We start from the raw sequence: 13,510 nt of genomic DNA, 5'->3' as shown, positions 1-13,510 counted from the left end.
AGTTTTCCGTGAACGATCTCTCCTTTTTCCTGCCTTGCGCCGCCGGCGTCGAGGAATTCCTGGCCCAGGAGGTGCACGCCCTGACCGGCCGCGCCGGGCAAGACCTGCTCTCCCTGCGCGGTGGCGTGCGCGTGCGCGCCGGCTGGCGCGACGGCCTGAAGCTCAACCTGCACAGCCGCTTGGCACAGCGCGTGCTGGTCGAGCTGGCCCACGCCCCCTACCGCAACGAGAACGACCTCTACGCCATCGCCAGCGGCGTGGCCTGGGAGATCTGGTTCACCCCGAAGCAGACCTTCAAGATCGAGACCACCGCCCAGCACAGCCCGCTGCAGAGCCTGAACTTCGCCACCCTGCGCATCAAGGACGCCATTGCCGACCGCTTCCGCGCCAAGGCCAACGGCGTGCGCCCGAGCATCGAGACCCAGTGGCCCGACTGCCGCGTGTTCGCCCACCTGACCACAGACACCTGCACGCTCTACATCGACACCAGCGGCGAGCCGCTTTTCAAGCGCGGCTGGCGCCAGGACAAGGGCGACGCCCCGCTGAAGGAAACCCTGGCCGCCGCCATGCTGGCTGCCAGCGGCTGGTGGAACCCCGAAACCGGCGAGGTGTCGGGCCAGCCGCTGTACGACCCCTGCTGCGGCAGCGGCACCATCGCCATCGAGGCGGCGCAGATCGCGAGCGGCATCGCCGCCGGATCGCTGCGGCGCTTCGGCTTCGAGAAGCTGCTGCCGTTCCAGGCGCACGTGTGGTCGGCGATCAGGCAGGAGGCCAAGGACGCCGAGGCGGCCGTGGCCGGTGACGGCGCCCCGGCGGTTTTCGGCTCCGACGTGTCGCACCGCATGGTCGATTTCGCCCAGCGCAATGCCGAGCGCGCCGGCGTGGCGCGGGCCGTCGAGTTCCGCGGCGGCGACGCGTTGCAGCGCATGCCTCCTGTCGAGGGCGGCGGTGTGATCATGCTCAACCCGCCGTACGGCGAGCGCATCGCCGTGGGCGGCGTGGCAGGCGCGGGCCGTCCCGGCGCGCGCGAGACGGCGCAGTCTTCCGAAGGGGATGGCAGCGATTTCTTCCCCCAGCTCGCCGCCCACTGGAAGAAGAACTACGCCGGCTGGACCGCCTGGGTGCTCACGCCCGACCTGAAGCTGCCCAGGCAGATGCGCCTGAAGGAATCGCGCCGCGTGCCGATGTGGAACGGCCCGATCGAATGCAGGCTGTTCCGCTTCGACATGGTCGCGGGTTCAGCGCGCAGGTAGCGCGGGCTCGCCCTCGGGCCTGGGCTGCTGCTGCGGCGGTTCCTTGGACTCCTTTGGCCGCACGGCGCAGGCCGCGTTGATGGTGCGCGTGACGAGGTCCAGCGCGCCGGCCAGCGTCACGGGCCGCACGTCGCCGTCCTCGAAATGCCGCACCGCGATCGGTTCGCCGACGAAGTTCGGATGCCCGTAGTAGGTGGCGCTCACATAGCGCGCGCTGCGGGTCTCGCAGTCCACCTTGGCCTGGGCCTGGAAAGAGCGGTATTTGATGCCCTCGCGGCCCGTGTGGTCCTGCGGCAGGCTCATGCGAAGGCTCACCGCGCGCTTCGAGCCGTCGGCCTCCACGCTGGTCGGATCGACCTGAACGTAGCTGCCGCTGTCGTCGCCGGGCGTGCCCGCCAGCGTCAGCCACTCGGCCCGCACGCCCACGGATGCGAGCAGGGCAAGGCACAGCAGCGGGAGGCGTTTCATGAAGGAGGGATGGGCGAGAAGGATGGCGGAAGCCCCGATTGTCGTCTGCCGGGCTGGCGGCGTGCTAACGGCGGACTGACCGCAGCATCGCATGGTGCAACATCGGCGCTGTTTTCCCGCACATTCCATGACATTGACAGATCCCACCATCGGCCTTGTCGTCATTGACACCAACATCGCGCTCGACCTGCTGGTCTTCGAAGACCCCGCGTGGGGCCCGCTGACCGAGCGGCTCGCCGCCGGCGAACTGAGCTGGCTGGCCACCGCCGCCATGCGCACCGAGCTGCAGCGGGTGTTGGGTTATCCGCTGATCGCCAGGCGCATGGCCCAGCGTGAACTGCAGCTGCCCGCGGTGCTCGCCGACTTCGACGCGCGCGTGCGCATGCTCGAAGGCACGCCGCCGCGCGCCCCCTGCGTCTGCAGCGACCCCGACGACCAGGTCTTCATCGACCTGGCCGTGGCGCACAAGGCGCTGCTGCTGAGCAAGGACCGGGCGGTGCTGTCGATGAAGAAGCGGCTGGCGCTGCGCGGGGTGGTGGTGCAGGCGGCGTTCGGGGCTTAGCGGTGGCTGGCGACGGGTGCGGGTGCCCAGCGTCAGGAAGCAATTGACAACTTTTCCTTCATCGAGAGGTTTTGACGCGGCACTAGATTTCCGGCTTGGCCAAGCCATGTCCCAATCCTGTGATGAGCGGAAACCTCCCAGCCATTCTTCTTCCCGTCGTCCGCGCACTCTCCATCGCCATCGGTGCAGTCGTGCCCGGCCTTGTGTTCTACAAGCTCATCGGGCCCGTGGGCCACTGGTATGAGCTCAACTTTGCGGAGAACGACGACGACCTGAGCCGCGCGTACATGGTCGCGCTCGCCGTTCAGCTTGCTTCACTATTTGCTGGAGGCTGGTTGGGCGACCTCGTGTTCCGCAGATGGCGCAGGAAGAGGGACGGAGCATGAGTCTGCCTGGCTTGACGCAGCTGCTCGTTCGGCTGCTCTGCATTCTGGCCGGGGCGCTGGCGCTCAGCTTCTTCGTGACCAAAGGCGTGCTCGTCCCCATCGGGCAGTGGTACGAGATGAACAGAGCCCGCAACGAGAGCGATCTATCGCAGGCCTTCATCGTCGCTCTTGCGGCGCAGGCTCTTTGCGCCGTCATCGGCGGCTGGCTCGGCAACCGGCTGTTCTGCATCTGGCGGCAGAAGCGCCTCGACCGCCGCTAGTGCTGCACCCCGCTGGCAGGCGTCAGATGCCACCGCCCCAACAGCCGCGCCACTGCCCGCACGCGCTGCGTATCGCGCCCCCAGCGCCGGCTTGCCGGCAGCTTCTGCGCCCACTTCATGCGGCGCGCGGCATTCGCGATGCGCTCGCGCACTTCTTCGTTCACATCAGCCAGCGCGGCGTGCCAGTGCTGTCCCGCGGCCTGGGGCGCGGCGGCTTCGAGCATCATCGCGGTCGAATGCAGGTAGCTCAGCCAGTCGCGGGCCTGGCATTCGGCCAGGGTCATGACCTCGGCGGGGTCGTCCTCGAAGTCGATGTAGCCGATCACGCCGTCGGGGCACTGCACGAGGTTGCGGTCGAAGGCCTGGCTCAGGTGCTGGCCGCATACGTGCACGGCGGCGATGGCGGCGAGGCCCTCGCGCCATACCGACAGCAGCGCGGCGGGGCCGGCGGCGGCAGCCTGGTCGAGCCGCTCCTGCAGCACGACGGTCGCGCGGCCGCTTTCGCCGAGGTCGGAAATCAGCAGGCCGTCGGGCTGCTGCGCCAGTACCACCGGCACGCGCAGGCCGGCGGCGGCGAGCTGCTTGAGCCGGCGCGCCTCGGTGGCGATGGCGGCCTCGCCGCCGGGGTTGGGCACGGGCTTGATGATGTCCAGCCGCGCCATGCGCGCGACTGCCGCCATCACGCGGTAGCCCCACTTGCCGTGGCGCGGGCCGGCCTTCTTGAGCCACACGCGCTCGCTGCCGAAGCGGTGGCTGGCCACGTTCTTCTGCTGCTGCGGCAGGGTCGCGCGCAGGAACTCGGCGTAGTCGCCGGGCGCGGGCGGTCGGGGAGAAATCGCGTCAAGGGGCGCGGGCGCCGAAGCTGCGCCCTTGCGCGTTTGCGGGCGCCGGCTGGCGCCTCTACTCAGTGGGTTCATGCGGCCATTGCGAAGCCCGCCACCAGCCCCTGCGGGCCCTGCGTGACGGGCTGGAAACTCTCTGCACTGGCCAGCGGCCAGTAGGTACGGAAGACATTGTGCTGCTCGTCGAGCGGGCCGAGCAGGGCGCCCGGCTGCACCTGCATCACCAGGTTGCTCAGAAGGCGCACTTCGGTATCGGAAATGCGGCGCACGATGTGGTGTGCGGTGATCTGCTGCGGATGGTCCAGGCCCGCGGCCTGCACCAGCTCCTGCAGCGCGTGCAGCGTGCTGCGGTGGAAGTTCTGCACCCGCTCGGCCTTGGTCGGCACCACCAGCGCCTTCTGGCGCAGCGGGTCCTGGGTGGTCACGCCCGTGGGGCAGTGGCCGGTGTGGCAGCTCTGCGCCTGGATGCAGCCCAGGGCCATCATGAAGCCGCGCGCCGCGTTGCACCAGTCGGCGCCCAGCGCCATCATGCGCGCCACGTCGAAGGCGGTGATCACCTTGGCGGCGCAGCCGATCTTGATGCGGTGGCGCAGGTTCACGCCCACCAGCGTGTTGTGCACCAGCAGCAGCCCTTCCTGCAGCGGCGCGCCCACGTGGTCGCTGAACTCGACCGGCGCCGCGCCGGTGCCGCCCTCGGCGCCGTCGACCACGATGAAGTCGGGCGTGATGCCGGTGGCCTGCATCGCCTTGACGATGCCGAACCATTCCCACGGATGGCCCAGGCAGAACTTGAAGCCGGTGGGCTTGCCGCCCGAGAGTTCGCGCAGCCGGGCAACGAAATGCATCATTTCCGTAGGCGTGGAAAAGGCGCTGTGCGAGGCGGGCGAGATGCAGTCCACGCCCACCGGCACGCCGCGCGCTGCCGCGATCTCGGGCGTGACCTTGGGGGCCGGCAGTACGCCGCCGTGGCCGGGCTTGGCGCCCTGGCTCAGCTTGATCTCGATCATCTTCACCTGCGGGTCGCGCGCGTTGGCGGTGAAGCGTTCCTCGCTGAAGCTGCCGTCGTCGTTGCGGCAGCCGAAGTAGCCCGAGCCGATCTCCCAGATCAGGTCGCCGCCGTGCACGCGGTGGTGCTGCGAAATCGAGCCTTCCCCGGTGTCGTGCGCGAAGCCACCCATCTTCGCGCCCTTGTTGAGCGCGAGGATGGCGTTGGCCGACAGGGCCCCGAAGCTCATCGCAGAGATGTTGAACACGCTGGCGCTGTACGGCTGCGTGCAGACCTGCGCCGGGTTCGCGCCGGCCGGCTGCGGCGTGCCGCCGATCACGATGCGGAAATCGTGGCCGGCCAGCCTGGTCGGCCGCATCGAGTGGTTGATCCACTCGTAGCCCGCGATGGTCACGTTCATCTGCGTGCCGAAGGGGCGGTTGTCGGGTTCGCCCTTGGCGCGCTGGTACACCAGCGAGCGCTGGGCGCGCGAGAAGGGCGCGGCCTCGGAGTCGCTCTCGATGAAGTACTGCCGCATCTCGGGGCGGATGAACTCCAGCAGGAAGCGCAGATGGCCGATCACCGGGTAGTTGCGCAGGATGGCGTGCCGGGCCTGCCGAAGGTCGTGTACGCCGGTACCTGTGAGTACCGCGAAAACCGCCACCCCGATCCAGGCCAGCCACAGGTGCGGCGAAACCAGCACGAAGGCCAGGCAGGCCACCAGACCGACCACGCACAGGGCGAAGGCGCTGTAGCGCGTCGGAAACGGAATAATCGTGGGCATAGAAATAGTCTCGACCGTGGCCTGCTGCATCATAGAGGGCTGCCTCGAACTTGCCATGACGACCATTCCCGACCCCATTTCGCCTCCCGACAGCACCCCCGCAGCCCGCATTCCCCTCGGTCCCGACGATTTCGACGCCCTCGACCAGGCCCTCGACGCCATGCGCGAGCACGACGAGGAAATCCCCCAGTGGGAGTTCTGCGAGGGCTTCATGGCCGCCCTGATCTGCACCCGCCGGCCCATCATGCCGTCCGAATACTGGCCCGTTTTGCTGGGCGACAGCTTCTCGTCCGCCCAGCACATGGAGTTCGTCTGGAACTGGAAGCGCCGCTGGATCGAGATCGAGGAGGGCCTCGACGCCCCCGTCGAAACCCTCGACGACGAACGCAGCTGGCAGCCCGAGGTGCTCGACACCCGCGGCGCCATCGCCTCCCTGCCCGAGGAAGAGCGCGCCGAAGTGGCCGGCGAGGCCATTCCCTCCTTCGCCCAGGTCTGGGCGCTGGGCTTCATGTACGCCGTGGAGAACTGGCCCGAGGACTGGGCCGAGCCGCGCGACAAGGACGCCGCGCGCATGCTGAACGACGCGCTGGACAATATCGTCGCCCTCACAGAGGACGACACCGGCAAGCCCACGCTGTCGATGTACAGCGACGAGGCCCCGCCCAGCGTGAGCCAGCAGCGGCTCGACGACTTCGGCGCCGCCATCTGGGCGGTGTACGACCTGCGCCAGCTCTGGAAGAGCCTCGGACCGAAGGCCGAAACGATCCGCAAGGAAGCGACTCCCGGCCGCAACGACCCTTGCCCGTGCGGCAGCGGCAAGAAATACAAGAAGTGCCACGGTGCCACCTGACAGCGGCACCGCCGGCGATGCTGCGCCCCTGACGCCGCGCGCGGCCTGGGCGATGGTCCTGGCGCTGTGCGCCGGGGTCGCGCTGAGCCAGGCCTTCCGCACGGTGGGCGCCATCATGGCGAGTCCGCTGCAGGCCGATTTCCATCTTTCCGCACAGGCCCTCGGGATCTTCTCGGGGGCTTTTCATTTTGCGTTCGGCGCGATGCAGCTCTTCATGGGCATCGGCATCGACCTGCACGGCGTGCGACGCACGGTGCTGGTTGCCTTTCCTGTCGCGATCGCGGGGGCGCTGCTGTCGGCGGTGTCGTCCAGCTACCTGGTGCTGGTGGCGGGGCAGGCGCTGATCGGCGTGGGCTGCGCGCCGGCTTTCCTGGTGTGCACGGTTTTCATCGCGCGGCACTTTCCGCCGGCGCGCTTCGCGACCGTGTCGGGCATGGTGCTGGCCATCGGCGGCGTGGGCATGCTGGTCACCGGCACGCCTCTGGCTTGGCTGGTGCAGGCGTATTCATGGCGCGCGGGCTTCCTGGTGCTGGCCGTGGCGGCGGCGCTGGCATGGCTCGCAATCTGGTTCTGGGTGCACGAGCCCGCCACGGCCTTGGCGGGCAAGCGCGAGTCGGTCCCCGAGGCCATCCGCCAGTTCGGCGCGCTCTTCGCCATGCCGCACACGCTGGGCATCATGGTGCTGGGCGCCGTCACCTACGCCGCCTTCATCTCGCTGCGCGGCCTCTGGCTGGGCCCGCTGATGATGGAGCGCCACGGCTACTCGCTGGTGCAGAGCGGCAACGTGGCGCTGGCGGTGTCGGTGATCTCGCTCGTCGGCGCGCCGCTGTTCGGCCGGCTCGACCGCAGCGACGCCGTCTCGCGCCGCCGCTGGATCCTGGTCTGCGGCCTGGGCTACGCGGGCCTCTTCTCGCTCATCGCGGTGCTGCACTCGGCCTGGCTCGACATCGCCGGCATGGTGCTGATCGGCGTGCTCTCGGGCTTCATCGTCTGGCAGTACGCCGACGTGCGCGGCGCCTATCCCGCCACGCTCACCGGCCGCGCGATGGCCGTGTTCACCATGGCGATGTTCCTCGGCGTGGCGCTCATGCAGTGGGGCACCGGAGTGGCCGCATCGATTGCGGCGGCGCATGGCGCCGATCCGCTCACGGCCGTGCTGGCGACCATCGCCGCGCTGCTGGTCGCGGGCATCGCGGCCTTCGCGTGGTTGCCCGCGCCGAAGAATTCTTCGGCCTGATCAGGGAACACCGCGGAACCGGCTCTGCCGGGCCGCAGGTGTTGCCCCCGGTAGGGGTTGGCGTAGCGACACGAAGTGCGCGCAGCCTGGGGGCGAGCCCTGTTCAAATCTTGAAAGCGCGCTGGATGTCGGGGCGCACCAGGTCGACATAGTCGCGGTGCTTGCGGATGTAGCCCGCGATGAACTGGCACACCGGAATCACATGCAGCCCCTTGGCGCGCGCCTCTCCGAGCACGTGCTTCGCGATGCCCGAGCCCACGCCCTTGCCCTCGAACTCGGGCAGCACTTCGGTGTGGGTGAACATGATCGCGTCGGTCAGCAGGTTGTATTCGGCGTAGCCGGCCAGCTTGCCGTCGAGCGTGGCCTCGTAGCGGTGCTGGGCTTCGTTGTTGGAGAAGGCGAGGGCGGTGTCGTTGGTGTTGCTCATGGCTGTCGTGCGAGAAAGGTTGCGAGGTTGGCTGCGGCGGTGGCGCGCACCTTCTTGCGCAGCATGGGCGACCAGCCGAGCAGCAGGCCCGGCGTGCCGAGCGCCTGGCGCGACCAGGTCCAGAAGGGGAAGCTGTCGCGGTGCGTGGCGATCAGCCCGTCGGGCGTGAAGGTGAAGCGCGCGTCGATGCTGTTGTCCACGATGCGGCCGGTGGCGGTGAAGCGGTAGTGCGCGTCCCAGTGGGCGCTCCCGGTGCTGTCGTCGGCCTTCACGTCGCGCCAGGTCAGCTTCCACACGTCGGCGCCCTTGGCCCTGGTGCCGCCGGCCAGCATGCGCCACATGCCGCCCACCTCGCGGCGCCCGCGCAGCGAAAAAGCCTCGTCGTCGAACACCGCATCGGGTGCGTAGCAGGCTTCCATGGCGGGGGCGTCCAGCTTGGCGAAGGCGCTGTAGAAGCGCTCGATGGTCTGGGCATTGGTGGCTGCGGTCATGAGGCCTCTTGGCGTTGGTTGTGGGCTAGGCGCGGCGTCTAGATGGACGCGGGGATGTTGCGCGCCAGGAAATCATAGACGGCGCGGATGCGGCGGTCGGTGCGGATCTCGCGGTGCACCGCCAGCCACACCGGCAGCGACCTGATCTTCAGCTGCGGCAGCACCCGCACCACGGCGCTGTCGGTGCGTGCCAGAGATTCGCTGACGAAGCCGATGCCCATGCCCTGGCGCAGCGCCTCCCAGTAGGCGCCCATGTCGTCGGTGCGGAAGCAGAAATGCTCGCGCTGCAGCGGCGTGCCCAGCTGGGCCGACATCCGGATGATGGTGTCGATGCTGTCGTAGCCCAGCACGTCGTGCCGGTACAGGTCGGAGGTCTGCCGTGGCGTGCCCCGGCGGCGCAGGTAGTCGGAATGGGCGAAGGCGCCCAGCGCGAAGCTGCCGATGCGGCGCGCCACCAGCGTGGCCGTCGTGGGCTGCGACATGCGGATGGCGATGTCGGCCTCGCGCTGCAGCAGGTTGCTGTTTTCGCTGGTCGACACCAGGTCGACCTGGATCTCGGGCAGCTCCTGGCGCATGCGCACCAGCAGGCTCGGCAGCATCTGGCGCGCGGTGGCCTGGCTGGCCGAGATGCGCACCGAGCCCGCCGTCTGCGCGCTGGCGCCCGACACGCTGCGCGATAGCGCCTGCGCGCCGCTTTCCATGGCGCGGGCCGAGTCCGCCAGTCGCTCGGCCATGGCTGTCGGCTGCAGGCCGCGGCCGGTGCGCTCGAACAGCATCACGCCCAGCTGCGACTCCAGTTCCGCGATATGGCGCCCCAGCGTCGGCTGGCTGGTACCCGTCGCGCGCGCGGCCTTCAGCAGGCTGCCGTGGTCGAGCGCGGCCAGGAATGCGCGCACCAGCCGCCAGTCGAAGCCCAGGTCGTTGTCCGCTCTCATCGGGTATTCAGTTCTGCATAGCAGTTATGGAAGCTTAAGCCATTGTTAACCGGTGGCCCGCTTTCGATAATCCGCGCAATGGATGAGCGTAGAAACTTTGTCCGGCTGCTGGGAGGCGGCGTTGTCGTGGCGGCGGGTGCGGCCGCGCTGGCGACCTGGTGGCTGAACTCGGAAGTGCCGGCCGCCGCGCTGGAGATATGGAACGGCCCCGGCGACGAGCCCGACCTGCGCAAGCGCGCGGTCGCCTACGCCGTCACCGCCCCCACCGCCTACAACCGCCAGCCCTGGCTGGTCGACCTGCGCGAGCCCGACGCCATCGTGGTGTATTGCGACCGGGAGCGTGTGCAGCCCGAGACCGACCCTTTCGGCCGCCAGGTGCTCATCGGCCATGGCGCCTTCATCGAGCTGCTGGTGATGGCGCTCGCCCAGCACGGCCTGCAGGCCAGCGTGCAGCTGTGGCCGCAGGGCGAGCTGAGCGGCGAGCCACTGCGCTGGCCGCACATTCCGGTGGCGCGGCTGCGGTTGGCGGGCGGCGGCGTGCCCGATCCGCTCTTCGCGCAGGTGCTGCGGCGGCGCACGCCCAAGCAGCGCTTCGATCTCACGCGGCCGGTGTCGGCCGACATCCTGCAGGGCCTGGCCTCGATGGTGCCCACGGGCGGCATGGTGAGCTCGGCCGGAACGGTGGACATGGCGCGGGTGCTGCCGCTGCGCAAGCTCTGCGCCGAGGCCGCCCGGGTGGAGCTCACCACGCCCGGCACGGCGATGGAAAACCTGCGGCTGCTGCGCGTCGGCCCGCAGGAGATCCTCGCGCACCGCGACGGCTTCTCGCTGAACGACCCGGCACTGCGCATCGCCGTCGCGCTGGGCCAGTTCGACCGCCGCACGCCGGCTTCCGAGCAGAGCCTGTCGTTCCGCCAGACCCTGCAGCTCTTCGAGGACCAGGCCAACACCGCGATGGGCTTCATCTGGCTCAGCACGCGCGGCAACAGCCGCACCGAGCAGATCGCGGCAGGCCGCGCCTACGTGCGCCAGCAGCTGCGCGCCACCGACCTGGGCCTGGGCATGCACCCGATGAGCCAGCCGCTGGAGGAATTCGCCGAAATGGCGCCGCACCACGCCGCCGTGCACGACATGCTGCTGGGCACCGCGCTGCCGCGCGACAGGCGCAGCCCCACGGTGCAGATGATGTGCCGCCTCGGCTATCCGATGGCGCCGGTGCCGCCCGCGCCGCGCCGGCCGCTGGCCGACTTCATGACGGCCTGAATTCCAGGCTCAGCGCGCGAGCAGCAGCTCGACCAGCGTCTGCAGCGAGTGGTGCACCGTCGCCGCGCGCACCGTGGCCCGGTCACCATCGAAACGGCGGCGCTCGGTGCGCACCGCGCCATCGACCGACCAGCCGAACCACACCGTGCCCACCGGCTTGTCGGGCGTGCCGCCCGTGGGGCCGGCCACGCCGGTTACGGCCAGCGCCACGCGCGAGGGCGGGGAATGCGCGATTGCGCCCGTGGCCATGGCCCGCGCCACCGGCTCGCTGACCGCGCCGTTCGCGGCGATCACGCCGGCGTCCACGCCAAGCAGCTCGGTCTTGGCCTCGTTGGAATAGGTGATGAAGCCGCGCTCGAACCACGCGCTCGAGCCCGCCAGGTCGGTGCAGGCCGCGCCGATCAGCCCGCCGGTGCAGCTCTCGGCGGTGGCCAGCATCCAGCCCTTTTTCTGCAGCAGCTCGGCCAGCACCACGACCAGTTCGGGCGTGTCGTGGTCCGCGAGGGCTTTCTTCAGTTGCATGGGAGAGGAGAAAGGGAAGAAGAGGAATCGATGATGCTCACCACGCGCGCCACAGCGCGATGACCAGCAGCGTGCAGAAGGCCGCCACCAGGTCGTCCAGGATGATGCCGAAGCCCGCGCGCCACCAGCTCACACGCACGGCGTCGCGCTGCTTGAAGAGCGCATCGGCCCAGGCCACCGGTCCGGGCTTGGCGGCATCGAAGTAGCGGAAGAGCAGGAAGGCGACGGTCTGCGCGAGCAGGCCTGCGGGCGTCACCAGCCACAGCACGATCCAGAAGGCGATCACCTCGTCCCACACCACGGGGCTGGGGTCGGCCACGTTCATGTCGCGCGCGGTCACGGTGCAGGCCCAACAGCCGATGGGCAGCGAGGCCGCGATGATCCAGCCGATGGTGGCCGTCGTGAACCACAGCTGCATCACCGAGAACGCCACCCAGGCCCACAGCGTGCCCACCGTGCCGGGTGCCAGGCGCGAGAGGCCCGAACCGAAGCCCAGCGCGATGAAGTGCGCGGGGTGGGACAGCAGGAAGCGCAGCGTGGCGCGGCGCATCGGTGGTCGGGGCATGGCGCCGGAAGTCGTGGTGGACGAGGAGGAAGACGGGGACGAAGTATTGGGGGAAGCGGCTTGCATCGGGAAAGGAGTGTCGCGCATCCGGAGGTGGGGCGGTCCGGTGATGTTTTATTTATCAAAGCAATGGCTTGTTTAATTCGTTGGCGGCGCCTAGTATCCGGGCTCGTTCCGCTTCTTCTGGCCTTCCGGCCCGCGCCATGTCTTCCGCGTCTTCTCGTTCTTCCTCCTCTTCTTCCGCCGCCCTGCATCCCCCGTCCTCCACCGCCGCCTGGAGCGAGCTCTTCAGCGGCCGCAACGGCTGGCGCGCGCTGGCGCTCACGGGCGGTGTCGCGCTGCATGCAGTCAACGTCCACATCGTGACCACCGTGCTGCCCTCGGTGGTGCGCGAGATCGGCGGGCTCGACTGGTACGCCTGGAGCACCACGCTCTTCGTGATCGGCTCGATCCTCGGGGCGACGCTGTCGGTGCGGTTGCTCGCGGTGCTGGGCCCGCGCGGCGCCTGCCTGGCGGCACTGGCGGTGTTCGGCGCCGGCTCGGTCGGCTGCGCGCTCGCGCCGGCCATGCCGTGGATGCTTGCCGGCCGCACGGTGCAGGGGCTGGGCGGCGGGCTGCTCGCGGCGCTGAGCTACGGGCTGATCCAGCTGGTGTTCGAGCAGCGGCTGTGGCCGCGCGCGGTGGCGCTGGTGTCGGGCATGTGGGGTGTGGCCACGCTGTGCGGGCCGGCCGTGGGCGGGCTCTTCGCGCAGGCCGGGCATTGGCGCTGGGCCTTCTGGTTCCTGCTGCCGGTGGCGGCGGGGCAGGCGCTGCTGGTGCTCGTGCAGCTGCGGCCGTCGATGGGCGTGAGGCACGAGCGGCCCGCCACGCCGCCGCGCGTGCCGGCATTGCAGATCGGCCTGCTCGCGGCCTCGGTGCTCGCCATCGCGGCCAGCGGCCTCGTGCCCGACCTGCGCTGGCAGGCCGCCGGCGTGGCGGCGGGGCTGGCCATCGGCTTCGCTGCCACCCGCATCGACAGCCGCGCCGCCGTGCGCGTGCTGCCGCACGGCGCCTACGCCGTGAGCGCGCCGCTGGGCGCCATCTACGCCAGCGTGGCGCTGCTGCTGATCGGCAGCACCACCGAAATCTTCGTGCCGTACTTCCTGCAGTTGCTGCACGGCCACTCGCCGCTGGCGGCGGGCTATCTCACGGCCGCGATGGCGGGCGGCTGGAGCGCGGGCTCGCTGCTTTCTTCGGGCCGCATCGGCGCGGGCGCCGACCGCATGCTGCGCGCCGGACCGGTGGCCTGCACGCTGGGGCTGCTGGCGCTCGCATGGCTGCTGCCTTCGCCGGGTGAGATGGACGCGGGATTCGAGACCGTGCTGATCGCCATCGCGCTGGCGGCCGTGGGGCTCGGCGTGGGCATCGGCTGGCCGCACCTGATCACGCGCGTGATGTCGCTGGCGCCTAAGGGCGAGCAGGGGCTGGCCTCGGCCTCGATCACCACCGTGCAGCTCTACGGCATGGCCGTGGGCGCGGCGGTGGCGGGGCTGGTGGCGAACGCGGCGGGGCTCAGCGTGCCGGGCGGCGCTGAAGGGGCGAAATCGGCGGCCGTGTGGCTGTTCGCGGGATTCGCGTTCGCGCCGGCCGCCGCGGCATGGCTCGCGTACCGCGTCGTTGCGCGGCGCAGCTGGTGAAAGC

The 13,510-nt window shown here is 69.9% G+C and carries 16 protein-coding genes; 8 read left to right on the top strand and 8 right to left on the bottom strand.

Annotated elements, in window-relative coordinates; translation table 11 throughout:
- The first annotated feature begins 8 nt into the window (after window positions 1–8).
- Complete coding sequence (locus EJP67_RS13280; protein ID WP_126022192.1) at window positions 9–1,253, top strand: THUMP domain-containing class I SAM-dependent RNA methyltransferase; 1,245 nt, start codon at window positions 9–11, stop codon at window positions 1,251–1,253.
- Here the strand turns inward: EJP67_RS13280 and EJP67_RS13275 are convergent.
- On the bottom strand, window positions 1,239–1,721 hold the full coding sequence (locus EJP67_RS13275; RefSeq protein ID WP_126022191.1) for a surface-adhesin E family protein: 483 nt from the start codon (window positions 1,719–1,721) through the stop codon (window positions 1,239–1,241). The two genes, EJP67_RS13280 and EJP67_RS13275, sit on opposite strands and share 15 nt — an antisense overlap.
- 127 nt (window positions 1,722–1,848) lie before the next feature.
- Between EJP67_RS13275 and EJP67_RS13270 the strand changes: the two genes are divergently transcribed.
- The 3 genes from EJP67_RS13270 to EJP67_RS13260 all read left to right on the top strand — a co-directional run bounded on the left by EJP67_RS13270 (window position 1,849) and on the right by EJP67_RS13260 (window position 2,929).
- Window positions 1,849–2,283 carry a putative toxin-antitoxin system toxin component, PIN family gene (locus tag EJP67_RS13270; RefSeq protein ID WP_126022190.1) on the top strand — a complete coding sequence of 145 codons (435 nt, stop codon included), beginning with the start codon at window positions 1,849–1,851 and terminating at the stop codon, window positions 2,281–2,283.
- Window positions 2,284–2,405: 122 nt separating this feature from the next.
- On the top strand, window positions 2,406–2,669 hold the full coding sequence (locus tag EJP67_RS13265; RefSeq protein ID WP_126022189.1) for a hypothetical protein: 264 nt from the start codon (window positions 2,406–2,408) through the stop codon (window positions 2,667–2,669).
- 11 nt (window positions 2,670–2,680) lie between these two features.
- Window positions 2,681–2,929 (top strand): hypothetical protein, encoded by a 249-nt coding sequence (locus EJP67_RS13260; protein ID WP_240650643.1) that lies wholly within the window; start codon window positions 2,681–2,683, stop codon window positions 2,927–2,929.
- On the opposite strand, the gene EJP67_RS13255 is transcribed toward EJP67_RS13260, so the two are convergent.
- Both EJP67_RS13255 and EJP67_RS13250 read right to left on the bottom strand, forming a co-directional pair.
- Complete coding sequence (locus tag EJP67_RS13255) at window positions 2,926–3,846, bottom strand: BUD32 family EKC/KEOPS complex subunit (RefSeq protein ID WP_126022187.1); 921 nt, start codon at window positions 3,844–3,846, stop codon at window positions 2,926–2,928. The genes EJP67_RS13260 and EJP67_RS13255 overlap by 4 nt on opposite strands.
- Entirely contained in the window at window positions 3,843–5,540 is a 1,698-nt protein-coding gene (locus EJP67_RS13250) for an FMN-binding glutamate synthase family protein (RefSeq protein ID WP_126022186.1), read from the bottom strand. The genes EJP67_RS13255 and EJP67_RS13250 overlap by 4 nt, the downstream gene beginning before the upstream one ends.
- A gap of 55 nt (window positions 5,541–5,595) precedes the next feature.
- On the opposite strand from EJP67_RS13250, the gene EJP67_RS13245 reads away from it, so the two are divergent.
- Window positions 5,596–6,390: a UPF0149 family protein gene (locus tag EJP67_RS13245; RefSeq protein ID WP_126022185.1), complete on the top strand. Its 795-nt coding sequence runs from the start codon at window positions 5,596–5,598 to the stop codon at window positions 6,388–6,390.
- A 52-nt stretch (window positions 6,391–6,442) separates the two neighbouring features.
- Window positions 6,443–7,627, top strand: coding sequence for an MFS transporter (locus tag EJP67_RS13240; RefSeq protein WP_126022536.1), 1,185 nt, complete (start codon window positions 6,443–6,445; stop codon window positions 7,625–7,627).
- A gap of 103 nt (window positions 7,628–7,730) precedes the next feature.
- On the opposite strand, the gene EJP67_RS13235 is transcribed toward EJP67_RS13240, so the two are convergent.
- From EJP67_RS13235 to EJP67_RS13225, 3 genes are read right to left on the bottom strand one after another with little or no spacing between them, the layout of a single operon-like run.
- Window positions 7,731–8,054, bottom strand: a complete 324-nt coding sequence (locus tag EJP67_RS13235; protein WP_126022184.1) for a GNAT family N-acetyltransferase — start codon at window positions 8,052–8,054, stop codon at window positions 7,731–7,733.
- On the bottom strand, window positions 8,051–8,545 hold the full coding sequence (locus tag EJP67_RS13230) for a nuclear transport factor 2 family protein (protein WP_126022183.1): 495 nt from the start codon (window positions 8,543–8,545) through the stop codon (window positions 8,051–8,053). Before EJP67_RS13230 ends, EJP67_RS13235 begins: the two co-directional genes overlap by 4 nt.
- Before the next feature lie 38 nt (window positions 8,546–8,583).
- The gene (locus EJP67_RS13225; RefSeq protein WP_126022182.1) at window positions 8,584–9,480 is read right to left on the bottom strand and encodes a LysR family transcriptional regulator; all 897 of its coding nucleotides are present in this window, start codon (window positions 9,478–9,480) and stop codon (window positions 8,584–8,586) included.
- A gap of 78 nt (window positions 9,481–9,558) precedes the next feature.
- Between EJP67_RS13225 and EJP67_RS13220 the strand changes: the two genes are divergently transcribed.
- Window positions 9,559–10,743, top strand: coding sequence for an Acg family FMN-binding oxidoreductase (locus tag EJP67_RS13220; RefSeq protein ID WP_165909628.1), 1,185 nt, complete (start codon window positions 9,559–9,561; stop codon window positions 10,741–10,743).
- Window positions 10,744–10,752: 9 nt separating this feature from the next.
- Here the strand turns inward: EJP67_RS13220 and EJP67_RS13215 are convergent, their stop codons facing one another.
- A complete protein-coding gene (locus EJP67_RS13215) occupies window positions 10,753–11,265 on the bottom strand; it encodes a CinA family protein (RefSeq protein ID WP_126022180.1) in 513 nt (170 codons plus the stop codon).
- Window positions 11,266–11,302: 37 nt separating this feature from the next.
- Window positions 11,303–11,830 (bottom strand): phosphatidylglycerophosphatase A family protein, encoded by a 528-nt coding sequence (locus EJP67_RS13210; RefSeq protein WP_126022179.1) that lies wholly within the window; start codon window positions 11,828–11,830, stop codon window positions 11,303–11,305.
- A gap of 203 nt (window positions 11,831–12,033) precedes the next feature.
- Between EJP67_RS13210 and EJP67_RS13205 the strand changes: the two genes are divergently transcribed.
- The gene (locus EJP67_RS13205; RefSeq protein ID WP_126022178.1) at window positions 12,034–13,506 is read left to right on the top strand and encodes an MFS transporter; all 1,473 of its coding nucleotides are present in this window, start codon (window positions 12,034–12,036) and stop codon (window positions 13,504–13,506) included.
- The last annotated feature ends 4 nt before the right edge of the window (window positions 13,507–13,510 follow it).

Origin of the sequence: Variovorax guangxiensis (assembly GCF_003952165.1) — a bacterium.
Classification (GTDB): domain Bacteria; phylum Pseudomonadota; class Gammaproteobacteria; order Burkholderiales; family Burkholderiaceae_C; genus Variovorax; species Variovorax guangxiensis.
The sequence above is the reverse complement of the archived record's forward strand: the minus strand, read 5'-3'. Positions and strand labels throughout refer to the sequence as shown.

Coding starts and splice junctions, on each gene's coding strand:
- EJP67_RS13275 (WP_126022191.1), bottom strand. CDS start 1,721: ATGAAACGCCTCCCGCTGCTGTGCCTTGCCCTGCTCGCATCCGTGGGC.
- EJP67_RS13270 (WP_126022190.1), top strand. CDS start 1,849: ATGACATTGACAGATCCCACCATCGGCCTTGTCGTCATTGACACCAAC.
- EJP67_RS13265 (WP_126022189.1), top strand. CDS start 2,406: ATGAGCGGAAACCTCCCAGCCATTCTTCTTCCCGTCGTCCGCGCACTC.
- EJP67_RS13255 (WP_126022187.1), bottom strand. CDS start 3,846: ATGAACCCACTGAGTAGAGGCGCCAGCCGGCGCCCGCAAACGCGCAAG.
- EJP67_RS13250 (WP_126022186.1), bottom strand. CDS start 5,540: ATGCCCACGATTATTCCGTTTCCGACGCGCTACAGCGCCTTCGCCCTG.
- EJP67_RS13245 (WP_126022185.1), top strand. CDS start 5,596: ATGACGACCATTCCCGACCCCATTTCGCCTCCCGACAGCACCCCCGCA.
- EJP67_RS13240 (WP_126022536.1), top strand. CDS start 6,443: ATGGTCCTGGCGCTGTGCGCCGGGGTCGCGCTGAGCCAGGCCTTCCGC.
- EJP67_RS13235 (WP_126022184.1), bottom strand. CDS start 8,054: ATGAGCAACACCAACGACACCGCCCTCGCCTTCTCCAACAACGAAGCC.
- EJP67_RS13230 (WP_126022183.1), bottom strand. CDS start 8,545: ATGACCGCAGCCACCAATGCCCAGACCATCGAGCGCTTCTACAGCGCC.
- EJP67_RS13225 (WP_126022182.1), bottom strand. CDS start 9,480: ATGAGAGCGGACAACGACCTGGGCTTCGACTGGCGGCTGGTGCGCGCA.
- EJP67_RS13220 (WP_165909628.1), top strand. CDS start 9,559: ATGGATGAGCGTAGAAACTTTGTCCGGCTGCTGGGAGGCGGCGTTGTC.
- EJP67_RS13215 (WP_126022180.1), bottom strand. CDS start 11,265: ATGCAACTGAAGAAAGCCCTCGCGGACCACGACACGCCCGAACTGGTC.
- EJP67_RS13210 (WP_126022179.1), bottom strand. CDS start 11,830: ATGCCCCGACCACCGATGCGCCGCGCCACGCTGCGCTTCCTGCTGTCC.
- EJP67_RS13205 (WP_126022178.1), top strand. CDS start 12,034: ATGTCTTCCGCGTCTTCTCGTTCTTCCTCCTCTTCTTCCGCCGCCCTG.